The 25,423-nt window shown below is 55.0% G+C and carries 24 protein-coding genes; 8 read left to right on the top strand and 16 right to left on the bottom strand.

Going from position 1 to position 25,423, the window contains the following annotated elements:
* Positions 1-63 precede the first annotated feature (63 nt).
* Complete coding sequence (locus FHG12_RS20110) at positions 64-963, top strand: glycosyltransferase (RefSeq protein WP_230471214.1); 900 nt, start codon at positions 64-66, stop codon at positions 961-963.
* 15 nt (positions 964-978) lie between these two features.
* Here the strand turns inward: FHG12_RS20110 and FHG12_RS20105 are convergent, their stop codons facing one another.
* Positions 979-2,631: an ArnT family glycosyltransferase gene (locus tag FHG12_RS20105; protein WP_165699472.1), complete on the bottom strand. Its 1,653-nt coding sequence runs from the start codon at positions 2,629-2,631 to the stop codon at positions 979-981.
* 263 nt (positions 2,632-2,894) lie between these two features.
* On the opposite strand from FHG12_RS20105, the gene FHG12_RS20100 reads away from it, so the two are divergent.
* Together FHG12_RS20100 and FHG12_RS20095 are read left to right on the top strand one after the other, a co-directional pair.
* Entirely contained in the window at positions 2,895-4,556 is a 1,662-nt protein-coding gene (locus tag FHG12_RS20100; protein WP_139517489.1) for a hypothetical protein, read from the top strand.
* A gap of 113 nt (positions 4,557-4,669) precedes the next feature.
* Positions 4,670-5,647: an acyl-ACP desaturase gene (locus tag FHG12_RS20095; protein ID WP_139517488.1), complete on the top strand. Its 978-nt coding sequence runs from the start codon at positions 4,670-4,672 to the stop codon at positions 5,645-5,647.
* 87 nt (positions 5,648-5,734) lie between these two features.
* Here FHG12_RS20095 and FHG12_RS20090 read toward each other — a convergent pair whose 3' ends face one another.
* Complete coding sequence (locus tag FHG12_RS20090) at positions 5,735-6,583, bottom strand: bifunctional transcriptional activator/DNA repair enzyme AdaA (RefSeq protein WP_139517487.1); 849 nt, start codon at positions 6,581-6,583, stop codon at positions 5,735-5,737.
* 581 nt (positions 6,584-7,164) lie between these two features.
* Here FHG12_RS20090 and FHG12_RS20085 point away from each other — a divergent pair.
* Positions 7,165-8,316 carry a ScyD/ScyE family protein gene (locus FHG12_RS20085; RefSeq protein WP_139517486.1) on the top strand — a complete coding sequence of 384 codons (1,152 nt, stop codon included), beginning with the start codon at positions 7,165-7,167 and terminating at the stop codon, positions 8,314-8,316.
* Between the two features lie 121 nt (positions 8,317-8,437).
* Here FHG12_RS20085 and FHG12_RS20080 read toward each other — a convergent pair whose 3' ends face one another.
* On the bottom strand, positions 8,438-8,719 hold the full coding sequence (locus FHG12_RS20080; RefSeq protein ID WP_139517485.1) for a DUF427 domain-containing protein: 282 nt from the start codon (positions 8,717-8,719) through the stop codon (positions 8,438-8,440).
* A gap of 146 nt (positions 8,720-8,865) precedes the next feature.
* On the opposite strand from FHG12_RS20080, the gene FHG12_RS20075 reads away from it, so the two are divergent.
* Complete coding sequence (locus FHG12_RS20075) at positions 8,866-9,969, top strand: vWA domain-containing protein (RefSeq protein ID WP_139517484.1); 1,104 nt, start codon at positions 8,866-8,868, stop codon at positions 9,967-9,969.
* 76 nt (positions 9,970-10,045) lie between these two features.
* Here the strand turns inward: FHG12_RS20075 and FHG12_RS20070 are convergent, their stop codons facing one another.
* A complete protein-coding gene (locus FHG12_RS20070) occupies positions 10,046-11,014 on the bottom strand; it encodes a c-type cytochrome (RefSeq protein ID WP_139517483.1) in 969 nt (322 codons plus the stop codon).
* Positions 11,015-11,221: 207 nt separating this feature from the next.
* Between FHG12_RS20070 and FHG12_RS20065 the strand changes: the two genes are divergently transcribed.
* Entirely contained in the window at positions 11,222-12,742 is a 1,521-nt protein-coding gene (locus tag FHG12_RS20065) for a sigma 54-interacting transcriptional regulator (protein ID WP_139517482.1), read from the top strand.
* Between the two features lie 137 nt (positions 12,743-12,879).
* Here the strand turns inward: FHG12_RS20065 and FHG12_RS21045 are convergent, their stop codons facing one another.
* The gene (locus FHG12_RS21045) at positions 12,880-13,560 is read right to left on the bottom strand and encodes a tetratricopeptide repeat protein (RefSeq protein WP_165699471.1); all 681 of its coding nucleotides are present in this window, start codon (positions 13,558-13,560) and stop codon (positions 12,880-12,882) included.
* A 198-nt stretch (positions 13,561-13,758) separates the two neighbouring features.
* Entirely contained in the window at positions 13,759-14,217 is a 459-nt protein-coding gene (locus FHG12_RS20055; protein WP_139517481.1) for a peptidylprolyl isomerase, read from the bottom strand.
* Between the two features lie 201 nt (positions 14,218-14,418).
* On the opposite strand from FHG12_RS20055, the gene FHG12_RS20050 reads away from it, so the two are divergent.
* Positions 14,419-15,072, top strand: coding sequence for a fasciclin domain-containing protein (locus FHG12_RS20050; RefSeq protein ID WP_139517480.1), 654 nt, complete (start codon positions 14,419-14,421; stop codon positions 15,070-15,072).
* A gap of 85 nt (positions 15,073-15,157) precedes the next feature.
* Here the strand turns inward: FHG12_RS20050 and FHG12_RS20045 are convergent, their stop codons facing one another.
* The 7 genes from FHG12_RS20045 to FHG12_RS20015 form a co-directional block, all read right to left on the bottom strand.
* Positions 15,158-16,051, bottom strand: a complete 894-nt coding sequence (locus FHG12_RS20045; RefSeq protein ID WP_139517479.1) for an NAD(P)-dependent oxidoreductase — start codon at positions 16,049-16,051, stop codon at positions 15,158-15,160.
* A gap of 175 nt (positions 16,052-16,226) precedes the next feature.
* Complete coding sequence (gene rsgA / locus FHG12_RS20040; protein WP_139517478.1) at positions 16,227-17,153, bottom strand: ribosome small subunit-dependent GTPase A; 927 nt, start codon at positions 17,151-17,153, stop codon at positions 16,227-16,229.
* Entirely contained in the window at positions 17,150-18,376 is a 1,227-nt protein-coding gene (locus FHG12_RS20035) for a 3-deoxy-D-manno-octulosonic acid transferase (protein WP_317129684.1), read from the bottom strand. The genes rsgA and FHG12_RS20035 overlap by 4 nt, the downstream gene beginning before the upstream one ends.
* A 228-nt stretch (positions 18,377-18,604) precedes the next feature.
* Positions 18,605-19,243, bottom strand: a complete 639-nt coding sequence (locus tag FHG12_RS20030) for a peroxiredoxin (RefSeq protein ID WP_139517476.1) — start codon at positions 19,241-19,243, stop codon at positions 18,605-18,607.
* Positions 19,244-19,299: 56 nt separating this feature from the next.
* Entirely contained in the window at positions 19,300-19,776 is a 477-nt protein-coding gene (locus FHG12_RS20025) for a Fur family transcriptional regulator (RefSeq protein ID WP_139517475.1), read from the bottom strand.
* 106 nt (positions 19,777-19,882) lie between these two features.
* Entirely contained in the window at positions 19,883-20,656 is a 774-nt protein-coding gene (locus FHG12_RS20020) for an enoyl-CoA hydratase-related protein (RefSeq protein ID WP_139517474.1), read from the bottom strand.
* Positions 20,657-20,735: 79 nt separating this feature from the next.
* The gene (locus tag FHG12_RS20015) at positions 20,736-22,022 is read right to left on the bottom strand and encodes an aspartate kinase (protein ID WP_139517473.1); all 1,287 of its coding nucleotides are present in this window, start codon (positions 22,020-22,022) and stop codon (positions 20,736-20,738) included.
* Between the two features lie 221 nt (positions 22,023-22,243).
* On the opposite strand from FHG12_RS20015, the gene fbp reads away from it, so the two are divergent.
* Positions 22,244-23,269 (top strand): class 1 fructose-bisphosphatase, encoded by a 1,026-nt coding sequence (fbp, locus tag FHG12_RS20010; protein WP_139517472.1) that lies wholly within the window; start codon positions 22,244-22,246, stop codon positions 23,267-23,269.
* Positions 23,270-23,345: 76 nt separating this feature from the next.
* On the opposite strand, the gene FHG12_RS20005 is transcribed toward fbp, so the two are convergent.
* From FHG12_RS20005 to yihA, 3 genes are all read right to left on the bottom strand, one after another.
* Entirely contained in the window at positions 23,346-23,933 is a 588-nt protein-coding gene (locus FHG12_RS20005; RefSeq protein ID WP_139517471.1) for a DUF5606 family protein, read from the bottom strand.
* 59 nt (positions 23,934-23,992) lie between these two features.
* Positions 23,993-24,436, bottom strand: a complete 444-nt coding sequence (locus FHG12_RS20000) for an energy transducer TonB (RefSeq protein ID WP_139517470.1) — start codon at positions 24,434-24,436, stop codon at positions 23,993-23,995.
* Between the two features lie 72 nt (positions 24,437-24,508).
* Complete coding sequence (gene yihA / locus FHG12_RS19995) at positions 24,509-25,126, bottom strand: ribosome biogenesis GTP-binding protein YihA/YsxC (RefSeq protein ID WP_139517469.1); 618 nt, start codon at positions 25,124-25,126, stop codon at positions 24,509-24,511.
* Positions 25,127-25,423 lie beyond the last annotated feature (297 nt).

The following is a 25,423-nucleotide window of genomic DNA, read 5'->3' as shown; positions in this document are numbered from 1 at the left end:
TAAATTTATAGATTGTCTTCGATAGTATAAATGTCTTATAGTCAAAACAATATATTTCCATTAGTGAGTATTGTTGCTTTGTGCTACAACCATGCTCGTTTCCTGCCGGAAGCCCTCGATTCTATTCTGGCCCAGTCTTATCCAAACCTCGAAGTGCTGCTTGTCGATGCGGCTAGCACCGATGGAAGCGTCTCGATTTTGCGACAGTATGCCGCGCAGAATCCTACGTGGAAGACTATTTTTTTGCCGCATAATGTGGGCAATTGCGCTGGCTTTAATCAGGGATTTCGGCAGTCGAGCGGAGCGTTTCTTATCGACTTTGCCACCGACGATGTGCTGTTGCCCGACCGCGTGGCGCAGCAGGTGGCCGCGTTTCAAACCCATGGCGATACCTGCGGCGTCATCTATTCCGATGCCGAACTGATCGACGAAGAGTCGCGGCACGTGCGCTACCATTTTGGGCGCGACGGCCGCGGCCATTTGCACCCCGAGCCGGCCTCCGGCGATGTGTTTGCGGCAGTGTTGCGTCGTTATTTCATCAGTTCCCCTACTATGCTTATCCGGCGGCAGGTTTTGGAGCGCCTAGGGGGCTACGATGAGTCGCTGGCCTACGAAGACTTCGACTTTTGGGTACGCGCCTCCCGCGATTACGAGTTTCAGTTCCTCGACGTCGTTACGACCAAAAAACGGCTGCACCCACAGGCCATGTCGCGCAAAGGCTACCGCCCGCACGATCCGTACCTGGCTTCTACCATTCGGGTTTGCCAAAAAGCGCGGGCCCTGTGCCGGACGCCCGCCGAGCGAGCTGCCCTAGTCGTGCGCCTGCGCTGGGAGCATCGCCAGGCCGTACGGTGGCGGAATTATCAGGGCGCCAACAAGTTATACGAAATGCTGAAAACCGAGCAGGCCATACAACCCCTCGATTGGGTATTGCATCTCTGGAGTAAAATAAACTATCGGTAAGAAATTGATAGTCAACTACTTATTAATAAATACTTCGTACAGCGTCACTTTACCTGTTTCGGCCACCGGCCGGCGCTGCGGAAACCAGCGCAACACCGAATCGGCGGAGTAGCGGATGAGCTTACGCGTGAGCTCGTCGTTGGTGAGGGTGCTGCGGTTGAGTAGCAGCCAGGCCCGCTGCCCCGGCGCCAGTCGCACCGAATCGCGGGCCCAGTAGCGCCGGAAGGAGAGGCCCTGCGGTACCTGAAAGCCGTAGTAGAAATCGTAATTACTTATCAGGTAGTCATCTACAAACACCACACCTTGGGCCGGCGCTTGCAAGTGCTTCCGGAAAATCTGGTTCTGGTCGAAGTGTGATGATATGCTGGGTTTGCCCATGAAATAGAGGGGTCGAATGGCAAGGCATCCAGCCAGGGCCAGCAAGGTCAGCGTTGCGAAGGCTGTGGTGCCCGGCCGCAGCCGCCTCGGCACGCTGCTGAGTTGGTTGCCAAGAGCCGTGGCCACGAAGTAGAAGCCCAAACCCGCATACACCACCGAAACGCTGTTGTGCAGCCACGCGGCGCAGGCCAGCAGCGAGGCGCCCAGCAGCCAGCCTCCGCGCCCCGTCCGAACAAAATTGCGGAGCCCAAAGCCGGCAGCCAGGCACAAAGGCGGCAGCACGGGCGTAGTCATGCGCGGGAGCAGCGTAATCGGGTTATATTGGCTCAGTGACGTGCTGCCCAACCAAAAAAACGCCAACGTGCTGAACCCCAGTGCCATCCAGAAACTGGCATCGGAGTCGGGGACGGGTTCCCGATTGAAAACTACTGATACCGCCAGCACCAACGCCGCTCCCAAACCAATGCCCACGAAGAAAAGCACAGGCAAATACGTCACCCGCGCCAGCAACTTGTCCTGATGGCCCTGCAAAAAATTGCCCTCTTTCAGATACGCGTTGGTATGCTCAATGAGATGAACACGGTAGAAAGCGTCGTTTGTAAATATTTGATAATAAGACAGATACAGGGTAATCAATAAAATGCCCGTGCCCAGCGCGGCGACCCAAAATTGCCGATGTTGCCGCTTCCAGAGGTCAAAAACCAACAGGCCCAGGTAAAAAGGCAGGTAGTAGACGATGGTCTCTTTGCTGAGAAAAGCGGCGAAGTTGAGCAACGCAAATCCAACTCCCCAAAGCCGCGGCGCCTGCGTTGGGCGGCGACCGGTGAGTAGGGCGGCGGCGCTACACAAACACCAGAACATCAGAATGTTGTCGGGGTAGAGATAGCGCGTGAGATCGAGGGTGAAATAGTGCAAGTTGAGCAGAAGCATGGCACCCGCGGCCACTACAGGCTCGCGCCGTCGGTAAAGCGCCCAGATGACTACCGCGCAGCCCAAGGTGCAGGCCAACGGCCAAAGTGTGGTGGTAATGATGTCAGTACCAAAGAGTTGGTAAAGCAATGCCACCGGCGCAAAGATGAGCGGCCGTTCCTTCAGCGGATCGTGCAGCAGACCCAGCGGGTCGGACCGGACGTGAAAAGTACCTGAAGCCAGCTGGTGCGCGTAGCCGGCGTAGAGATAATCGTCGAGGTCGTAAAGGCCTTCGTGCGCCAGAAAAAAGAAGGCTACGGTCAGGGCCACGACCAATAGCAAGGCCAAATCGGGGAGGCGCCGGAAAACGGAAGAATGCACGCCGCAAGTTGGCAAAGAATCCAGAATAGGCAGCTGGAAGCAAGCGGCGATGGTTTTTTCGCCCTTCTGCGCTGCAAGTCGTTTTGCTACCTTGCAGGCAAAAATGAGTTCATGAGTGTCCGTATCAACCAGCGAAGAGAAGTGCATGCGGCGGTGCCCCCGCTGGAATTTTCGCTGCATCTGCTGCCGGGCACAAAAGTGGACCACAAGGCCGCTGCTAGTTGCGCAGCACTAGAAAGGCTATTTTGGCTGGCCTTCAACTGATGCTAGCAAGTGCCAACGCAGCGACTGGCTCGCGGGCGCTTTTGTGGAAGCTAGGGCGGGTCGTTGCCTTGCCGGCTTTGCTGATGCTGCTGAGCGGGTGGGCACTGGGCTGTTTTTACGAAACCAACGACGACGCTGTCATTACGCTGTTGCTGCGGGGCAACATGTCCGTTGCACCCGTTACCAATTTACACCTGTATTTTCACGGTGTAGCCTGGATTTTGGCAACGCTGTACGAAGCTTTTCCGGCGTGGCCGTGGTATGGCTTTGCGCTTTATGGGCTTCTTTACCTGTCTACGGTACTCGCCTTTGCTGTGCTCGATCGGTTGCTGCACCCTCGTTTTTCGGGTCCAACGATTATGGTTTTAATGGTGCTGTTTTTCTGCGTGGCTTGGGTCGAGCATGGCATGTGGTTCAATTACGTGCGGGTGCCGATGCTGCTGGGCGGCGCAGGCTTGCTATATGCTGCCCAACGCCGTGGCCAAGCGGGCGCGCTGATGATGGGCTTGCTGGCTTTCGGCCTCGCGTGGCTGATTCGGCCCAGTGCGGCCATGTTGGCCCTCATAGCCACTGCGCCGGGAATCTTCTGGTTAGGTGGCCGCCGGGCAAGCGTTTTGGTGCTGGTAGCCAACACGTTAGCTGTAGTTGGGGGAGGAACTCTCACGCTTACCCGCTCCACCGCGGCGAGCAACTACCGCACGCTGGACGTGCTAAAGTCCAACCTCAACGACTACCATCTCTACCGCCCAACGCCTGTTACCGCTCCGGACAGCCTCGCGATGCAAGCCGTAGAACAGTGGATGCTGGGCGATTCGGCGGTGGTAAATCCTGACTTATTTAAGCGAGCCAGCCGCTTTGAAGCAGGGTATTTTTTGCGACACCAATTCTGGTTGAAAGCCACGGAAACAGTGCAGCAATTGCTACGTGATTATTTCCCGTTGCTCCTGCTGCAAGTTTTGATCTGCTGGCAAGTATTTGGTAGTCAAAGATATACATATGAGAGGCGTTTTTGGGTGGTGCAGGTCATGATGATTGGCTTACTGCTGGCCTTGGGCATCGTACTGAAATTACCGCCGCGGCTGGCCTTGCCACTCCTCGATTTGTGGGTGCTGGGTAACTTGGCTTACCTGCTCGATGCGCGTCATCCGCGGCCGCGCTTGGCGCCGCTAAGCGCCGGGCTGCTGGCACTTGTTGTGCTGGCTTACGGATACAAGACTTGGCACCGAAAAGCAGTTCTGAGCCAAGAAGCGTTGCGCGGGCAGCACATACTGGCGCGTTTTGCGGCGGGACTTACAGGCCACGAAGCCGCCGTGGTGGTAGCCGGACTGGAAGAGGCATTTAAAAGCCAGTCGCCGTTTCGTGAGTTCAGCGTAAGCGCGCCCAAACTGGTACTGCTCACCGGCTGGCCCACGCTCGATCCATCGCAGCCTGCCTTACGCCAGCAACTCACCGGCACGCGCGATTTCCCCACGGCCATGCGCGCTTTGGCGCAGCGCTCCGATGTAAAATGGTTTCTTGCGCCGGATGCAGCCGCTTTGCTCAGCAGGTTTTGTGTTTTAAAATGCTCCGGCAACCCACCGCAAGTGAGGTGGCTGCCGCTGCAATCGGGCCTTGGTCCGGCACCCGTTTTTTATGCGCCGCATGTAGAAACCGTGAAATAATCTCAAATAGCCAAAATTTTATAGGTGACCGAGGGGAGTTGTTTTTCGTATGTGAGTGTAGTGAATGTATACCTTTGGCATTCCCTATACTCTTGTATTTTTCCCGCCCTGCCATGATTGCAACCGTAACCTCCCGCGGCGAGGTACTGCAGCATCTCGAATCTTTCCTGAAAGAAAACATGGGGACCTTCCTCAAGAAGGTAGAAGATAGCTGGCAGCCCTCCGACTTTCTCCCCGACTCGCGTCTGGATTCGTTTTTTGATGAAGTACGCGCCCTTCGCGAACATGCGAAAGAACTCAGCTACGACCTGCTGGCCGTGCTGGTAGGCGATACCATTACCGAAGAAGCCCTGCCCAATTACGAGGCGTGGTTTCATCAGCTCGACGACCTCAACCGCGACCCCAACAACGGCTGGGCGCAGTGGATTCGGGGCTGGACGGCCGAAGAAAACCGCCACGGCGACTTGCTCAACCGTTACCTGTACTTGTCGGGCCGCGTAAATATGCGCGAGTTCGAAACCAGCACGCAGTACCTCATCAACGACGGTTTCGACCTGGGCACGGCCCACGATCCGTACCGGGCGTTTGTGTATACGAGCTACCAGGAAGCGGCCACCAACATTTCGCACCGCCGCGTGGGTACGCTGGCCCGCAAAGCCGGCGACGACCGCCTCTCGAAGCTCTGCGGCATGATCGCCGGCGACGAGTCGCGCCATGCTCGTGTGTATCAGACGTTTGTCACCAAAATCTTCGAAGTAGATCCTTCGGAAATGATGCTGGCGTTCGAAGACATGATGCGCAAAAAAATCGTGATGCCGGCGCACTACATGCGTGAACTCGGCATTGAGATGGGCAAAACCTTCGGCCACTTCACCGATGCTGCCCAACGTCTCGGCGTGTACACCAGCCAGGACTATACCGACATTCTGGAAGGCCTGATTAACACCTGGAACCTGGAGCACATGACCGGCCTAAACGGTGCCGCCGACAAAGCCCGCGATTACATCATGGCGCTGCCCGGCCGCTTGCGCCGTGTTTCGGAGCGTATGCCCGTACCCAAGCTGGAATACAAGTTCAAGTGGATCGATTAGTGTAACCAATTGATAAACAAATAGTTGCAAAAGGCCTCTGCTGGAAACAGCAGAGGCCTTTTGCTTTACGCTGGTTGTCCATCATTATTAAGTGAGTAGTGGCAACTCATGCAGGCTCTCGGCGTGGGCCGCTTCCCAACCAATGAGCGCCGCTTTGCGGGTGCTGCCCCAGCGGTATTGCCCCAACTCGCCCGTCTGCCGGATTACGCGGTGACAGGGGATTAGGTAGCCTATTGGATTGCTGCCGATGGCGGTGCCCACGGCCCGCACGGCTCGGCTGTATTGAGCCTGCTCGGCCACCCGCGCGTACGTAGCCAATCGGCCCTCCGGAATGCGCAGCAACGATTCCCAGACCTTGAGCTGAAACGGCGTGCCCTTCAGGTGCAGATGCAGCCGGTCGGTGGGGCCAAACTCATGCCGAAAAAACCGGGCTACGGCAGTATGGGCTTCGGCCACAGCCTGTTCTAGCGTGGCAAAGGGCCATTCGGTCCGCAACTCGGTGAGGGCTGCTTCGGGCTCTTCGCAAAAGGTAAGCTTGCAGATTCCTTTCGCGGTAGAAGCGACCAAGTAGTGGCCAAACGGGCTTTCGCCAAAGCTGTATTGAATGTGCAACTCGGCGCCGCCCTGGCGGTATTCGCCGGGCGTCATGCCTTCCAGCGTGATAAACAGATCGTGTAGGCGGCTTGGGCTCGACAGGCCGGTTTCGTAGGTCGCCCCGGCTACCGATTGCTGGTCTTGCAAAAGCGTTTTGGCGTGTTGGATGCTTACGTACTGCAAAAATTTCTTGGGGCTGACCCCGGCCCACTGTTGAAACTTGCGCTGAAAGTGAAAAGGGCTCCAGTTCGCTTGTTGGGCCATGGCCTCCAGATCGGGCTGCTCCTGAAAACGCTCGCGGATGTAGGCAATGGCCGCTGCTATTCTTTGATAGTCTGTCATCGTGCTTGGGCTTTAAGAACTCCCAAATGTACCCCTCGGCAACGCCTTACGACACCCGAAACTTGCGCACCTACTCATATCTGCAATCGGCAGGGAGTGCAACAAACTTTATCACATGATTATGTATTGGTATAATGAATTTTAATATGTAAATTATTCTATATCAAAAGCGGGTCGAAACGTGCTTCCCGCACAGCTGGACTGTGCGAGCGGGTAGCAATGCATTGCTACTAAGGGATGGTGAAGAATTTCCGTGGTTAACGTTATGCAATAGTCAAGCATGCAACTACTTGACTAACAATATTATACGTTGCTGTCTTTTCGTGGTGGAGATGGCGTAAGGCGCATGCGCCTTTAGTATTTGCGCTTATTGGCTGGTCCGGTATGCATGCCGCACGACCTCGGGCCCCCCGCGCTTCCCCGACGATAGCCAGTAAGTGTGCGACGCCGTGCGGGGCAAGTTGAGTCTGCTCACTGTTTTTGGTTCCTGGGTTGCCGGAGGACAGCTTCCGCGTGCCAGGCTTTTACTATTGACGCCGCTCGTATCCCTGTTTCAACACCAGATCACTGAAACCCACGTTATGAAACTGAATCCTACGTTGCCGTTGGGAGGCCTCCTCACGGGTATACTGCTGTTTACGTCTACATCCTGCAATAAATTCGAACAGCCCACCTGCCGTCCGGGCAACAACAAAGTCACGGTATTTGCTACGGGCCTCAACAACCCCCGCGGGCTGAAATTTGGCCCTGATGGCTATCTCTACGTGGCCGAAGGCGGCACCGGCGGCACCAACTCCACGGTCGGCCAGTGTACGCAAGTTGTACCGCCGGTTGGCCCGTACAAGGGTAGCGAAACGAGCGGGCGCATCTCCAAAATCAGTAAGTCGGGCGTGCGCACGACCATCACCGATAAGCTGCCTTCTACCCAAAACACTGAGTTGGTCGGCGGCGATATCAGTGGAGTAGGCGACGTTGCCTTTATTGGCAATACCCTGTATGCCCTGATTACCGGGGCCGGATGCTCACATGGCGTTACCTCCATGCCCAACGGTCTGCGGAAAATCAATGCCGACGGCTCTTCGACGCAGGTGGCCGACCTGAGTGCGTACACTATGGCCAACCCGGTCAAGAACCCGGAAGAGGATGACTTTGAGCCCGACGGCGACTGGTACAGCATGATCAACCTGCGGGGCGATTTCTACGCCATTGAGGCCAACCACGGCGAATTGGTAAGGATCACGCCCGACGGGAAAGTGTCGCGCGTCATTGACATATCAGCCAGCCAGGGCCACATCGTACCTACCTCCGTAACGTACTGGGATGGCAACTTTTACGTCGGCAACCTCAACCCATTCCCGATTGTCGATGGTGGTTCCAGCATCTACAAAATCTCGCCCAGCGGCGACATTCAGAAGTGGGCCACTGGGTTTTCCACTATTCTGGGCGTGGTGTTCGACAGCGAAGGCGACCTGTATGTGCTAGAAACCGCAGTAGGCACGCCGTTCCCGGCGCCCGGCAAAGGCCAGATTGTGCGCCTAAACGCTTCCGGCAACCGCGAAACCATTGCCACCGGCCTTTCCATGCCTACCGGTATTACCTTAGGTCCTGATGGTCAGCTGTATGTGTCGAACGTCGGGTTTGGCCCCTTAGCCGTTGGCGGTGGCCAGATTTTGCAGATTGATGTAAGGGCCTGCACCAACAACGGCTCCCCTTATACCAGCATGCACCCTTAACCAAGCCGCGGGCGCACGCTTTACGCGCAAGCCCCCAGAAAAGGGCCACCCCACTTTGCGGGATGGCCCTTTTCTGGGGGCTTATTTGCTATAAAAACTTGATTAGATAACTAATTGATAATTAGTTAGTTACTTGTACGCCTTTCCAGAAGGCTACGCGGTCTTTGATTTGCTTGGCGGCGTCTTTAGGCTCGGGGTAATACCACGCAGCATCTTTGTTCAGCTCCCCGTTGACGCGCACGGAATAGTAGCTGGCCCGGCCTTTCCAGGGACAGGTGGTGTGGGCAATGCTGTCCTCAAAATACTCTTTTTTGATAGAATCAGCGGGGAAGTAGTGGTTGTTTTCGACCACGACGGTATCGTCGCTTTCGGCCAAAATGGTGTTGTTCCAGATAGCTTTCATGGCAATAGAGGAAGGAGGGTTTAGCAGCAAAAGCCGCAACGGCGGTGCTTTGTTTTCACTGACGCTCAGTTACCTTACAAACCAACTGCCGCCGCACTGAACATTGCGACCGGGCGCGTTGTTCTTTTAGCTCAATTACCTGACTTATGGCTGCTGGCTTCCGTTTCCGAGACTACGTTCCTGACGAGTCGCCCGAAAAGGGCTTCGACTCGCTTTTCAAGATATTTATGCAATTGGTCACCATCACGTCCGGCGACGTGGGGGAGGCGCTGTCGTGGCTGTCGGAGCTGGACAAGCAATACGGCCTCACCGACGACCAATACGGCATCGGCGACTTCATCGAAGACCTTAAAAAGAAGGGCTACATCGACGACGATCCGCAGAAAGCCGGTGCGTTTAAGATTACGCCCAAAAGCGAGCAAAACATTCGCAAAAGCGCGCTGGAAGAGATCTTTGGCCGCCTGAAAAAGAGCAACACCGGCAACCACCACACGCCGCACACCGGCCAGGGCGACGAGCAAAGCACCGACATGCGCGAATTCCGCTTCGGCGACTCGCTGGATCAGATTTCGATGACCGAATCCATTCGCAATGCCCAGCTCAACCACGGCTTGCAGGAAGAGTTTATGCTGGCTGAAGGCGACCTGGAAGTGCGAGAAAACGAGCATAAGTCGCAGACTAGCACGGTGTTGATGATAGACATTTCGCACTCGATGATCCTGTACGGCGAAGACCGCATCACCCCGGCCAAGAAGGTGGCCATGGCCCTAGCCGAGCTGGTGAAGCAGAAGTACCCCAAAGATTTCCTCGACGTAATCGTGTTCGGCAACGACGCTTGGGAGATCAAGGTGAAGGATTTGCCCTACCTCGAAGTTGGGCCGTACCACACCAACACGGTGGCCGGGCTGGAGCTGGCAATGGACTTGCTACGCAAGCGCAAAACCGCCAACAAGCAGATCTTCATGATCACTGATGGCAAGCCAACTTGCTTGAAAGAAGGCAATAGCTACTACAAAAACAGCTTTGGCCTGGATCGCAAAGTGGTCAACAAAACGCTGAACCTAGCCGCCGCCGCTCGCCGCCTCAAAATCCCGATCACCACCTTCATGATCGCTTCCGATCCGTATTTGCAGCAGTTCGTGGAGGAATTTACCGAAATCAACCAAGGCAAAGCCTATTACAGCGGCTTGAAAGGCTTGGGACACTTGGTGTTTGAAGACTATAAAAAGAACCGGCGTAAAACATTATAAATCAGAATTTTATAAAACAAAAAGGGAAGCCGAATTTGGCTCCCCTTTTTGTTTTAGCCCCAGCAGCAAGCCGCTGTTACTTTGCAGCTATAGCGCCATCTTCAGCGGTGGCGTTGCGTAGTTTGGGGATGGTTTGGAGGTAGGCGAACATCGCCTTTACTTCTTCGTCGCTCAGCACCGAAAACTTGGGCATGGGCAGGCGCAACGGGCCGTGCGGCGACTGCCCAAACTTCACGGCCTTCACAAACTGTTCTTCCGACCAATCACCAATGCCGGTTTCGGGGTCGGCAGTGAGGTTGCGCGAGAAGATGGTCTCGCCATTGGGCGTGATAAACTTGTTGCCGCCGGCCATAAAGCCTTCCGACTTTTCGGGCTCTAGAATATTGTTGGTCTGAAAGTCCTTGGAGTGGCAATCGTAGCACAGATAGCGCCCCGTTACTAAGTAATGACCAAAAGCAACTTTGTCGTCGGGGTTGGGCTGGACGATGGCGTGCGCTGGCATGGGCGTCGGTTTCATTACCGTATTCACGAGGACTTTGCCCAGAAACGACGGCTCTTGGGCATGCGAAGCCACGGCTTTGGGCTGTACCCATTCGTGGTTGGAGCGCAGAAAGACCACCAAACTGTTGATGTCGTCGTCGGACATGTGCACGAACTGGGGCATTACGATGCGGAAACGGCCGTCGCGCCCGATGCCGGTCCGAAACAGCGTGATCAGCTCGGCGTCCGTCCACTTGCCGATGCCGTGCTCGGGGTCTTGGGTGATATTAGCCGAATACAGCTTGCCAAATTCGGGCGGCAAGTCGCTGATATAGCGGCCGGAAAAGGAATTGGCTTTCCGATCAAGATGGCAGTCAGCGCACATCGACATAGCGATTTTTTCGCCGTTGGCGAGCAAGGCCGGCGTGGGTACTACGTTGCGGATGGCCACTTTAGGCACCTCATACGTCGGGATACCGCGCACGCTCACAAACGCGGCCGCTCCGGCCGCTACTACAAGTACAACAACGATTATGGCGAGAAGTATTCGTAGGGCTTTTTTCATAATGTATTGTTTTGTTTAGGTAAAGCGCTGACTATCAAGGATATTTTTACAATTATAATATCAAAAATTCTCTATATCTGTCACATAATGATGTGAGCGCTTTTGCTTGCGTTTTGATTAAATAACCGTAATAATCCTTTTGGCCTGAACCTCAGGTGGGGCTCGGCGGTTAAACCATGGGGACCAATTCTCCACTCTCATTTGCACATGACCCACGACCATATCCGCACCCTTGGCCAACTCCGCGCCAGTGGGTATCAGCCGCGTTCCGTCAAGCAGGAACTGCGCGACAATCTTATCGCCAAACTCCGCAACAAGGAGGAAGTATTTCCGGGCATTTATGGCTATGAAGAAACCGTAATACCGGATTTGCAGCGTGCCATCCTGAGCATGCACCACATCAACCTGCTGGGGCTGCGCGGGCAGGCCAAAACGCGCATTGCCCGCCTCATGGTGGACTTACTCGACGAGTACATTCCGGTGGTAGAAGGCTCGGAGCTGAACGACGATCCGTTGCAGCCGCTCTCGATCTACGCCAAAAACCTCATTGCCGAAAAAGGCGACGACACGCCCGTGTCGTGGATGCACCGCTCGGATCGCTACACCGAAAAACTGGCAACGCCCGACGTATCGGTAGCTGACTTGATTGGGGATGCTGACCCTATCAAAGCGGCGACGCTCAAACTGCCGTATTCCGATGAGCGCGTGATTCACTTCGGCCTGATTCCGCGCTCGCACCGAGGCATTTTTGTGATCAATGAATTGCCCGACTTGCAGGCTCGCATCCAGGTGTCGCTGTTCAATATTTTGCAGGAAGGCGACATCCAGATTCGCGGTTTTAAAGTGCGCTTGCCGCTGGACATTCAGTTTGTGTTCACGGCCAACCCCGAAGACTACACCAACCGTGGCTCGATTGTAACGCCGCTCAAGGATCGTATTGATTCTCAGATCATTACGCACTACCCCAAATCCATCGAGATCGGTAAGCGCATCACCAAGCAGGAAGCTCGCATCAAAGAAGAGCAGAAGGGCATGGTGACCAGCAACGAAATCATCCATGACCTCGTGGAGCAGGTAGCCGTGGAGGCTCGCGGCAGCGAGTTTGTCGATGCCAAAAGCGGCGTGTCGGCGCGTCTGACCATTTCGGCCTACGAAAGCCTGATCAGTGCCGCTGAGCGCCGGGCGCTCATCAACGGCGAGAAGAAAACCTACGTGCGCATCGCCGACTTCATTGCCGCCGTGCCTGCGCTCACCGGCAAGGTAGAATTGGTGTACGAAGGCGAGCAGGAGGGAGCTGGCATCGTGGCCGAGAAGCTGATGGGCAAAGCCATCCGTACGCTGTTTCTCAACTACTTCCCCGACCCCGACAAGCAGAAAAAGGTGAAGACCAAACCCAACCCTTACAAGGAAGTGCAGGATTGGTTTGGGGCTGGCAACACCGTCGACGTGCTCAACGATTCGTCGGATAAAGACTACCAAAAAGCGCTCGACCAAGTACCGGGCCTGCGCAACATCGTGACGTTCCTGCACCCGAATGAGGACAAGGAAACGACGTATTTCCTGATGGAATTCTGCCTGCACGGCTTGGCCGAGCACAGCCTGATTTCGCGCAACCGCGTAACGGCCGGGGCGCAGTTCAAGGACCTGCTCTCGTCGATGTTCACCATGCCCAGCTTCGGCGGCGACGATGACGACGACGAGGACGAGAAACCCCGCCGTCGCCGGTAGTTCTTTGATTTAGCTCATAAAAAAAGCCGCCATCTCAGTTCTGAGATGGCGGCTTTTTTTATGAGCGGTTTTGCGAGCTACTCGCTGGAGTGTTTACAGCTTAGTCTGAGATATATACGTAAATATCTGATAATAAATTACTTATGATTACAGCCGCACGACCATTCCAGCTTGCCATTGCTTGTCTGGAATGTGATATCGACCTGGGCCACTCGCTCACCGGGGCTGAACTTAGCGGTGGTTGGGCTTCCTTTCGTGAAATAGCCACTCAGGAAAGTCAGTCCGCCGGTAGCTGCGTTGTAGCTGTATTTTCCGGCTTGCCCCATGTATTGGTATTGGCCGTTGGCGCCGAGCGTGAGCGCACCTTTAGGATCGGATTTCATGCGGCGCTCGCTTACGTCCCAATGGCCCGCGTCGCAGGCATAGACGCCCAATAAAAGCGGCCCACCAACCGTGCGGCCCGTGGGGGCCGGTGTTGCGGGCGATGCGCGTACGGCTGGTGCAGGGGCCGCCGCAGGAGCTGGGTTTACTGCACCGGGGCTTGCCGGCGCAGCGGGTGCCGAAGCTGCAACGGCCGCATCCAATTGCGCGAGGTAGCCGTTGGCTTCGTCGCGGTAAGCGGGGTTTAGCTCCACGGCTTTTGCCAATTCCGTACGCGCTTTCTCTGCTTTGCCTAGTTGCACGTAGCATTGGCCCAAGCGAAGATGCCCCTCCGCGACTGCCGGCCATTGCAGCACTACAGTTTCGTAGCGCCACGAAGCATACGTGTAGTTTTTATTGGCCAGGTACTCGTTGCCATAGCGCAACTCAGATTCCATTGAACCCGGAGCTTGTGCCTGGCTAGCTGTCGAACAGAGGACCAGCGCCACAAGCAGTAAAAAAGTGTAGAGTTTGAGCATACGCAGTTGGGGTGTGGGGGAGAAGAGTACCGCCAAATGTAAAAAAAGAGGGCCAGCGAAATCGCCAGCCCTCTTTTTATGCGCAAGCAATCGATGCCTGCAAGTCAATCGTCAATCTTACGATTCGGTGACCGTAATTTTCTGGATCTCGTCGTTGGCTTTGATCTGGTCGATTACGTCCAAGCCTTCCACTACTTTCCCGAATACGGTATGGTTGCGGTCGAGATGGGCCGTGTTCTGACGATCGTGCACAATGAAGAACTGCGAACCACCCGTGTTGCGGCCGGCGTGCGCCATCGACAGGACGCCGCGCTCGTGGTACTGGTTGTCGCCGGTGAGTTCGCAGTCAATTTTGTAGCCAGGGCCGCCGGTGCCGGGCACGCCCTTCGCGCCGTCGCGGGAGTTGGGGCAACCGCCTTGAATCACGAAATTCGGGATCACGCGGTGAAACTTAAGGCCGTCGTAGAAGCCTTTTTTGGCGAGGTCGGTGAAGTTTTTGACCGTGTTGGGAGCGTCTTTTTCAAAAAACTCCACTTTCATTACACCCTTGCTGGTGTGGATTTCGGCAGTTTTCATGCGGGTAGGAATTGATAAATCGGGAAAGTTATCCCGAAGCTGGAAAGCGGCTTCGGATGCGGCAAAGGTAGCCATTTCGGCGCGGAGCAAACATCCGAAGCGTTACTGGGTTTCGTAGGTCATTAAACAGCCGGCATCTGCGTGCTGTTTTCGGGTTCGCTTTTAATATTTGCGTTCCTAACCCAACTTTTTTCTTTTTCTATGACCAACGTGTTCAAAAGTACTTCCTTCTCCTTGCTGACTGCTGGCCTCTTTGCACTTGGCCTGGCCAGCTGCGGCGACAACACCAGCACCGAAAAATCGGCGGCTACAACGGCCGCCGACCAAGCCGTAGCCGACTCAGCAGCCATGCCCACCGACTCGGCCCGCATGGGCAAATCCGACGGCGTGATGGTGGATGGAGTGGCCATGACGCCCGACAAAACCATCATCCAGAATGCGGTGCAGGCCTCTAGCGTGAGCACGCTGGTGAAGGCCGTGCAGGCTGCTGGCCTCGATGGCACACTCAGCGGCGCGGGTCCTTTTACGGTGTTTGCACCCACCAACGCCGCCTTCGATAAGCTGCCCAAAGGCGCAATGGCCGGCCTGCTGAAGCCCGAAAGCAAGGACAAGCTCAAAGGCGTGCTGACTTACCACGTAATTGCCGGCCGCCTGCTCGCCGCTGACTTGCGCGACGGGCAGCAACTTACTACCGTCAACGGAGAGAAAATCAAAGTTTCGGTGAAAGACGGTAAAGTCATGATTAGCAACGGTAAAGATGCGCCGGTGACCGTCACGACGCCGGATGTAATATCAAGCAACGGAGTCACGCACATCGTCGATGGCGTGCTGTTGCCTCCGCCCGCTTCCGAGTAAGATTTCCCAAATGGTGAAAAAAGCCCGGCTGTTTCGGCCGGGCTTTTTTGTGTTCAGTTGATAATTATAATCGATTGACTATCAACTACTTATAATTATCAACGCCGGCGTCATCCGATACGCGTTGGGCAAAGCTGGCCCAATCGATGTTTTCGTCGTTGCGGGCCATGGTAGCCGATAGCCGGTCGAAGATGATGTTGGCGAAAGGCAGCGGCACCACACGTTCGCGGCCTTCGTTGAGCATGAGTTTCAGGTCTTTGCGAATGATGGAAGGCGGCGCGCCTACGGGTTGGTAGTGCTCTTCGGCAATGAGCTTGCCGTAGCCTTTGTACACGGGCGAGTTAAACAGCGTGCTCGTGAAGAATTCGTACATCTGCTGCCGCGGAATGCCGCTTTTCTGCCCCAGCGTGAAGGCCTCCGCCATCGCCTCGATGGCAGCACCTAGCATAAAATTGCCGCAAAGCTTCACGACGTTGGCCGCGCCCGGATCGTCGCCAAAATCCTGCGTGCCTTGTCCCAATGCAGCCAGAATGGGCTTTATGCGTTCCCGTGCTTCGGCAGGGCCTGCCACTGCCAACCAAAGCTTAGCTGCCGCCGCTGCGTCGGGCTTGCCAAACACCGGCACCGCGACGAGGTACGAGCCGTGAGTTGCGTGTTGGGCGGCCAGTTGGCGGTTGGTTTCGGGCGCTACCGTGCTACAGGAAGCGTGTATAGCATTGGCCGGCAAGTCGCTCAGAATCCCATCCGGACCGGTGGTGAGTTCGGTTAGGGCATGGTCGTCGGTAACCATTGAAAAGACAAATTCTGCCTCGCGTACCGCTTCGGCCGGCGAAGTTGCCACGCGTGCGCCTTGCTGCTTTAGCGCGTCGGCCTTTTCGGGTGTGCGGTTGTATACGGTGAGCGCATGGCCCGCTTTGAGCAGGTTGGTGGCCATGGCTTCGCCCATGCGGCCTAAGCCGAGGAATGCGATTTTTGACATTTGAAAGAAGAAATAGTAGAAGGTAGAATACGTGAAAAGCACGCGGAAAGTCGGTGCAGGCCTTTCAGTTTGCCATCGCCTGCATAGTAGATAAGCTAAAATCGCCTGTCATCCACAGCGTAGAGCTGGATAACAGGCGATTTTGGAAATAAACTCTTTTTAGTAAATGGTTGACTTAGTGTCGGTTATCTTCGCCGCTCATCATGCTCAGATAGCTGTCGTAGCGGGGTAGCGCAATTTTGCCGGCATCGACGGCTTCGCGCACGGCGCAGCCGGGTTCCTGCAAGTGGCGGCAATTGTGGTAGCGGCACTGATTGAGGAGGGCGCGCATTTCGGGGAAAAAATGCGCCAGCTGCGTCGGCGGAATGTCTACCAAGCCTAGTTCTTTAATGCCTGGAGTATCAATTAGATATGTGCCGGGCCGTACTTCCAGCATTTCGGCGAAGGTGGTCGTGTGCACGCCCTTGTCGGAAAAACCGCTGATTTCCGAGGTTTTCAAATCCAGATCGGGCACCAACGCATTGATCAGTGTGCTTTTGCCCACGCCCGAATGCCCCGACAGCAAAGTGACTTTCCCATCGAGTTCGGCGTCGACTTCCGCGATGCCTTCGCCGGTTTCGGCCGAGCACCGCAGGCTGTCGTAGCCGGTGCGCTTGTACATCTTCCGGATCTGCTCCTGGTACTCGGTGAGGTCGGCATCGTAGAGGTCGATCTTGTTGAAAATCAGCTTCACCGGAATGCTGTACGCTTCGGCCGTGACCAAAAATCGGTCGATAAAGCCAAAGGAAGTGGCCGGCGAAACCAGCGTCACGACCAGCATGGCCAAGTCGAGGTTGGCGGCTACGATGTGGGCGTGCTCGGCTTTGTGCACCGAGCGCCGGATGATGTAGTTGCGGCGCGGCTCGATGTGGTGAATCACGCCGGCGCCCTCGGTTTGCTCTTCCACCGTAAACTCCACTTGGTCGCCGACGGCCAGCGGGTTGCTCACCTTCAAGCCTTGGTTTTTAAACTTACCCCGCAGCCGACAGCGGTGCAGCTTACCCGTTTCGTGCTCCCGCACCAGATACCAAGAGCCCGTGGATTTGATGACTGTGCCGATCATGAGTTAACTGCTTCGGGATGAAACCATTGCGATAGCGCTGTCATTATTTTCGGAGTGGCGCCAGCATGATCGATAACGTATTGGCGATTAGTAACGCTTTCCGCTTCACGCGGTTGGTCAGCCCGAAGCCAGCTTCGCAAAACGGTTTCCAATTGCGCGCTGTCGGTTACTGAGTGTGCTCCGCCCAGGGTAATTAGGTCAATGGCTTCCTGAAATTTTGCATAGCGCGGCCCAAACACCAGCGGCAACCCAAACGCTGCTGCTTCGAGCGTGTTGTGCAGGCCCTTGCCAAACGCGCCGCCGATGTAAGCAAAAGAGCCATAGCGATATAGGTCGCGCAGCAGCCCAATGGAATCGATGAGCAATAGCCGGGCGCTGGCCGCCGTCGCGGGCGTCGCTCGCGAGTAGCGCACCGTTTGGCCCGGCAGCACGGCTTCAATCTGCTGCAAGCCGGATTCGTGCAGTTCGTGGGGGGCCACGATTACGCGCAGGCCGGAAGTTGTCGCGTCTGACATAAGCCGTTGAAGCGCAGGTGCTAATACGGAAATGTCCTCTGGCCAACTGCTGCCCACCACCAGCACAGGCCGCTTGTGGGCCGTATCGCTGGCCACAAAAGCTTCCAACAACGGCAGCAACTTAGGCGGCCCAGCGGCGGTGGCTACTACTGTATCAAAGCGCGTGTCGCCGGCGATGCTGGCTTGTGTAACTTCCACTGAATGAAGGAGTTGCACGGAAGCTTCATTTTGGGTGAAAATATGCGTGAACCGCCCCAAAATCTGCCGGAAAAAGCCACCCCAGGGTTTGAAAAACGCTTGCTGCGGCCGAAAAATGGCTGAAACGCAGATAGTAGGAATGCGGCGTTGGTTAAGGACAGTCAGGAAATGATACCAGAACTCGTATTTCACAAACACCGCTAGCTGTGGCTGCACCGCTTCGACGAAAGCGCGGGCATTGGCAGCCGTGTCGAGGGGCAGGTAAAAGACATAGGCCGCACCCGGCCAGTTTTTGCGCACTTCGTAGCCAGAAGGCGAGAAGAACGTCAGCACTATTTTGTGCGTCGGGTATTGTTGCGCAAACGCTTCCATCAGCGGGCGGCCCTGCTCAAATTCGCCCAAGGAGGCGCAGTGAAACCACACCCGCGGCGCGGCATCTGGTTGCAGCGTTTGCCGAATGTGCGTTAATAATCCGCGTCGGCCAGCCGTCCATTGTGCGGCTTTTGGCACAAACGGAGACAGGAGCCGTAGCAGCAACGCGTACGCTTGCAGCGCTAAAGTGTATAAAAATGACAAGTTGTTGTAAATCAATTGTTTGTGTGCCTGCCATTTTTGTGCTTCTAGGCAACAGAAAAGCGGCAGCCGCTCAAAATTACTTCCTTCTGACTTAGCCCAAGAAAAAAGCCCCGACCGCAAGGCCGGGGCTTTTCGCTAAGCACCAGAGGCGCAATACTTTACTTAGTGCGAATCGCGCTTGCCGAGGTAGTTGGCTACGCCCTCACGGGTAGCCGACATGGCCTCTTTGCCTTCTTCCCAGTCGGCGGGGCATACTTCGCCTTTCACCTCGAAGTGTTGCAGAGCGTCCACCATGCGCAGGGCCTCGTCGATAGAGCGGCCCAGCGGCCCGTCGTTTACCAACTGGTGACGCACGATGCCGTCACGGTCGATCAGGAACAAGCCGCGGTAGGCGAGGGGCGAACCTACGAATACCATTTCGCCTTGCTCGTTGTAGTCGTAATGACCACCCAGCACGTCGTAATTGGCCGCGATGGTTTTGGTAGCATCGGCTACCAACGGATAAGTAACTCCCTGAATGCCACCGTTGTCGCGGGGCGTTTGCAACCAAGCAAAGTGCGAGAAATGCGTGTCGGTCGAGCAGCCCACTACGGCAACGCCTTTGGCTTCAAACTGCGCGAGCTGATCCTGAAAAGCAATGATTTCGGTAGGGCACACGAAGGTGAAGTCGGCGGGGTAGAAGTAAAAAATCACGTGCTTCTTGCCCAAGTAACGGTCGAGGGAGAAATCTTCTTCGAATTCGCCATCGATTACCGCCGTAGCCTTGAAAGAAGGAGCACGTTTGCCAACGAGAACTGCCATTGTAAATGAATTTGGGGTGTTAAAAAAGAGGTACTAAAAACAAGGAAATCAAAAAGTTACAGCGGTTTTATCTCCTGCGCGGCATCTACTTTCTCGCCCGTGATGTGCAGGGAAAAAGCGCGGGGCTGGAAATTCTGGAAGCCGCGAGCCGCAAAAAACTCCTGAATGAGAAGATCAAGCTGCGGATTGCAGTAGTCAATAATCTCTTGTGTGTCAGTGCAATACAAATGGTGGTGCGCCGAGCAGTCGGCGTCGTAGCGGCGACTGGCACCTTCGGCAGCCGCCACGCGCTTGATTAGGCCGGAAGCCACAAACGAATCGAGCGCTTTGTAGATAGTACCCAGCGAAATTGTAGGCGTTTCCAATACCACACGCCGATGCACCTGCTCGGCCGTGGGGTGGCCGGGCAATACCAGCAGGCTTTCCAGAATCACAATGCGCTGCTGCGTAGCTCGTAACCCCGCCTGGGCCAGCCGGGAGCGCAGCTGAGCGCGGTCCGGCTGCGAAAGAAACTGATCAGAAGAAGGGGACACAGACAAGAATAATTCTCCGCAAAAGTAGTTCTATAAGCTTTTGTCGGCCAAAATTGTTTCCGGAGAGCGCGGCTCTTTCTATCTGAATGGGCTGCTTGTTAAGCGGTTATCGGCCTTTAAATTCTGGCTTGCGCTTCTCCACGAAAGCCGCCATGCCTTCCTTCTGGTCTTCGGAAGCAAACGTGAGATAGAAGTTTTTGCGCTCAAAGTGCAGGCCTTCGTCGAGATGGGTTTCGAACGCCCGATTCACCGATTCTTTTGCGAGCCGCGCTGCCACCGGCGACATTTCGGCGATGCTGGCCGCCAATCGGAAAGCTTCTTCCAAATACTGGCCTACTGGTACCACCCGATTTACAAGGCCATGACGCTCAGCTTCGTGCGCCGAAATAGGTCGGCCCGTGAGTACCATTTCCATGGCGCGTGCCTTGCCCACCGCCCGCGTCAGGCGCTGCGTGCCGCCGGCCCCCGGCATGGTGCCAATGCGAATCTCGGGTTGGCCAAATTGGGCGGTTTCCGAGGCTACAATCATGTCGCAGGTCATGGCCAATTCGCAGCCCCCGCCCAGCGCGAAACCCGATACGGCCGCAATCAGGGGCTTGCGCGTCTTGCGAATCTGATCCCAAGTGCTAAACTGATCGACAATGAGCATGTCGATGGCCGTGCGCCCGGCCATTTGCTTGATGTCGGCGCCGGCAGCAAAGGCCCGCTCGTTGCCGGTAAGCACGATTACGCGCACCTTGTCGTTGTCGTCGAGTTCGCGCAGGGCATCGCGGATTTCCAGCATCAATTGCAGGTTCAGCGCGTTGAGCTCTTTCGGGCGGTTTAGCTGAATAAGGGCTACCTGCGGGCGGGCGTTGGGCGTAACAGTGATGAATTCCATGGGAGTTGGGTGGGGGTGAAAGGCAAATGAGTGAAACCTTAAAATATTATAAATAATTGATTATGAGATAATTATAAATCTATTTAATGTATTCATTGGCGCTGCCTCGGCAGATGAACTGAAATGTCTGGCGCGTGCGCTGCTCCAGCAACAGCTCGCGCCCGTCGGTGAGGCGGCGGATGCTGGGCGCATCGTAATTCTTGATGGTATACAGCTCAAGACCCGTGTTGTAGTGAATGGTAAACTGGTCGCGGAGGAGCGTCAGCAGCTTTTCCAGCCGATACGCCGAAAAATCGGTGCACACGGAAAAGGAGATGGCCGAATTTTGCATCAAATGGATTTTGAGCCGCACCTGCGCCAGCGCCCCAAAGATCACCTCTAGGTTTTCCTCCGAGATGAACGTCAAATCCTTCGATTCGAAGGAGATCAGGCATTGACCGGTCTTGCGGATAAATGCCGGGGCGAGCAGCGCATGGCGGCAGTCGCCGATGCGGGTGCCTTCCGCCGCCGGATCCAGAAACGACTTTACATACAGCGGAATCTGCTTGACGGCCAGCGGTTTGATCGTCTTGGGGTGAATCACAGAGGCGCCATAATAGGCCATCTCGATGGTTTCTTGGTAGCTGATTTCGGGGTAGCGCACCGTGTCAGCAAAGAACTTGGGATCGGCATTGAGCAGACCGGCTACGTCTTTCCAGATCGTTACGGCTTCGGCGTGCAGGCAGTAGGCAAAGATGGCGGCCGTGAAATCCGAGCCTTCACGGCCCAAAGTCGTAGTCTGGCCGCTGGCCGTGCCGCCCAAAAAACCTTGCGTCACGACTGGCCCGTGCTGCAAAAGCGGCGGGACCGCAGCGCGCACGTTGCGCTCGGTAGTCGGCCAGTCCATACGGCCTTCCCGCCACGTATGGTCGGTGCGCAGCAGGGGTCGGCAATCCAACCAATGCGCACCTAAGGCCTTAGCGACAATTACAGTAGCCAGCAATTCTCCAAAGCTCACGACCTGATCGTATTGCCGATCGTAGTCGCCGGGCGTAAGGGTTGCTAGGCGGTCGCCGAGTTGCTCGAGCAGACTTCCCAGCGGATTTGGTTCGGCGTTTTGCCAATCGTGGGGAAGAAGCTCGGCGGCTACGCCCAGATGAAAATCGCGCAGGGCCGCGAGCTGAGGTGCATACTCCTGCCCAGAATGTGCCAAGTGAAAGAGTTCTTCGAGCGCATTAGTCGTTTTGCCCATCGCCGAAACCACGATCAGCAATTGCGTGTCGCGGCCGTACTCGCGCACTATGCGGATGAGGTTTGTGATGGCTCCGGCGTCCTTTACCGAAGCGCCCCCAAATTTGTAAACGTGTATCGCATGCGGTCTCTGCATGGTCCAAAAGTAACAACAGTTGGCAGTTGACGAGCGGCTACTTCAGAACTGCCCAGTTGATTTCTCGTACTTGAAATAGGCGTTGGCTTTAAGCATCCGAAGGCCTGGAATGCCGACGACTGTCGTTTTGAAACCCGCAACTCCCGACTCGCAACAGCTAATCGCAACCCGAAAAAGGTTAGTTTTGTACACCATTCCGATAGCACATTCTTTCCTTACTCATGGACCACAACAAACTGGCTCTTCCCGTTGGCACTACCCTGGATCGCTTCATCATGCGCAAGCAAGAAGACTTCCCGTACGCTACCGGGGAGCTTTCGCAATTGCTGCGTGATATCGCGCTGGCTGCCAAAATTGTAAACCGCGAAATCAACCGTTCCGGGCTTATCGATATTGCTGGAGCGTACGGCAACCGCAATGTGCAAGGAGAGGACGTGCAAAAGTTGGATGTAATTGCTAACATTCGCTTTATCAGAGCGTTACGCAACGGAGGGGAAGTCTGCACCATCATTTCCGAAGAAGAGCAGGAAATGATTCAGACGGGCAACCACCAAGGCAAGTACGTGGTGGCCATCGACCCCTTGGATGGCTCGTCTAACATTGATGTGAACGTCAGCATCGGTACCATTTTCAGCATTTATCGCCGGGTATCGCCAACGGGCAGTGAGGGTACGGAGCAGGATTGCCTGCAGCCGGGTACCCATCAAGTAGCGGCCGGCTATGTGATTTACGGCTCGAGCACCATGCTGGTGTATACTACCGGAAACGGCGTAAACGGCTTCACGTACGAGCCGTCGCTGGGCGAATTTTTCCTGTCGCACCCCAACATCACCATTCCTAAAACGGGCTCGATTTATTCCATCAACGAAGGCATTTCGGAGTCTTTCACACCCGCTACGGCAGCCTTTGTAAAACACTGCAAAGACCAGAATTACTCGGCTCGCTATATCGGCTCGTTAGTAGCTGATTTTCACCGCAATCTGCTCAAAGGCGGTATTTATATGTATCCTGCTACCAAAAAGTCGCCGGAAGGCAAGCTGCGCCTCATGTACGAGTGCAACACGTTGGCTTTTATCGTGGAACAAGCCGGTGGCAAGTCCAGTAACGGGCAGATCCGCACGATGGAAATTGAGCCCAAAGGCCTGCACGACCGCTGCCCGTTCTTCATTGGCTCGACGGAGTTGGTAGAGAAGGCTGAAGAGTTTATGGCCAGCGAGTTTTCTAATTCTTCCGCTCCGGCGGTTTAGATCATTGCTTGCAGACGCAAAAAAGGCCGCCTGCGCAAGCAGGCGGCCTTTTTTGCGTCTTTCAGACCGGTAAAAGCTATTTCTTGGCGCCCTTACTAGTTGATGAAACTGCCTCCTTGGTCGCGGCCTCCGGATTGACAGGAGCGGAGCTTTCTTCCTCGGCCGAAATGATACCGGCCGTGCTCAAGGCTTCGTCGGCAGCAGGTATATCTTGTTGGGTTGATTCTATATCCGGTTCATTATCAGATACTTGTGAATCATTGTCAGCAGCTTGATACTCTAAGTTACTGCTGACGGCCTTGTACCACGTCACCAGCTTTTTGATGTCGGACATGTACACGCGCTGGCGGTCGTAGTCCGGAATGGTTTCTTCCATAAACGCCACCAGATCACGGTCATCCGATTTGCTGTTGACGGGCAGCTCAGTGCCGTACTTCTGATAGACGCGGTCGAAAGCCTCTGTCAGCGGCACCGTTTGGTCGTAATCCTGAGTATAAATCGAGATTTCCTGCAGAAGGGAAACCTTGTTGCGGGCCGAAGCTACCGAGCGGGCCGCCCGCTCGTCGAGCGATTCTACAATCACACCGGCGCGTGTGGGGCGCACCAAGCGGTAAAGACCGGGCATACCGCTAATGGCGGCTATTTCCTTCAGGTCGTAAGGCATAGTAAAAAGGAGTTGGTAGAAGATTCAAAGGTAGGAAGTAGTACCGACCTAGTGGTAGGTTAGAGCTTAAACGGCACTGGTAGGCTGGTCAGGATGGCGTAATCGGGCTTCTTGAATTTGAGAAGGCGCACTACACGCAGCGCTTCTTCGCCACAACCGCCGCCAATGTTCTTCACCAGTTTAATGCCCGACATTGTGCCGTCGGTGTTGAGCGTAAAGCTCACAATGCAAGTGCCCTGAATGCGGTTGCGTTTCGCCAGGATCGGATACTTGAGCTCGTTTTCGATAAAGGCGTACATAGCTTCTTGGCCGCCCTCGTAGTATTCGGCAACTGGTATTGCTTTGCCCACACCGGCCTGCGCTGTCTGGGGAGCTGCGGGCGCCGGGGCAGCAGGGTCTGTAGTGGGTGTTTCCGTCTGAGGCTTCGCTTTTGCTTTCTGGGCGAAAGCGGGTGCCGAAGCAGCCAACAAACCGAGGGAAAGCAACAAGGCAATTTTTTTCATGGTGTACAACCGAAAAAGGAAGGGTAAAAGATAATTTGTAATGCCCAGGACCAAGGCAATTACAAGGCCAATCTACGCATTCGCAGGGGCCTGCACCAATTGTTGATTGATCTCGTCGATGAAGCCCAGAAGCTCTTCGCGCCCAAGTTTGGTCTCCGCCGACGTAATAAAATAGCGGGGAATTTCATCCCAAGTTTCTTGCAGCTTCGCAGCGTAGCTGACTATATTTTGCTGAGTGCGCGAACCTGATAATTTATCGGTTTTGGTGAAAACAATCACAAAAGGTACCCCCTCGGATCCTAGCTTTTCCATAAATTCTAAATCGGGAGCCAAGGGTTCGTGACGCGAATCAATTAATACAAATACGCAAGACAGGTTTTCCCGCTTGCTCATATAATAGTTAATCATTTTAGCCCATTGCGCCCGCGATTCTTTGCTGACTTTGGCATATCCATACCCCGGCAAATCGACCAAATACCATTCGTTATTAATAAGAAAATGGTTGATAAGCTGCGTCTTACCTGGCAAGGAAGAAGTTTTGGCCAACCCTTTTTGACCGGTGAGCATATTGATAAGTGAAGACTTGCCCACATTGGAGCGACCGATAAAGGCGTATTCGGGCAGGGTTGGCGCAGGGCATTGGTCAACGCGCGTGTTGCTGGTAAGAAATTTTGCTTCGCGGATGGTCATGGCAGATAAGGAAAAGGCAGCGTAAAGATAGCGCAGACAGGCTGCCCAAGGAATTAGCAAATTTTTCGGTGATTTTATTGTAGTCTACAAAGGCCGGCTATATTTGCGCGATTTGTTATCAGTCCAAGTGCTATATAGGCAATAACAAACGCGTTTTTACACAAGGGTACTCTTATGCAAGCCGATAGGCGGAAGGGCGTATTATAAAAATTCTATCTTTGCCCGCAAACTTGCTTATTTGTGTACAACCCATGATTTCAGCGAGTAGGTCTGAACATCAGTTTTTAGCGTTTGAGC

Origin of the sequence: Hymenobacter jejuensis, assembly GCF_006337165.1 — a bacterium.
GTDB lineage: Bacteria > Bacteroidota > Bacteroidia > Cytophagales > Hymenobacteraceae > Hymenobacter > Hymenobacter jejuensis.
The sequence above is the reverse complement of the archived record's forward strand: the minus strand, read 5'-3'. Positions and strand labels throughout refer to the sequence as shown.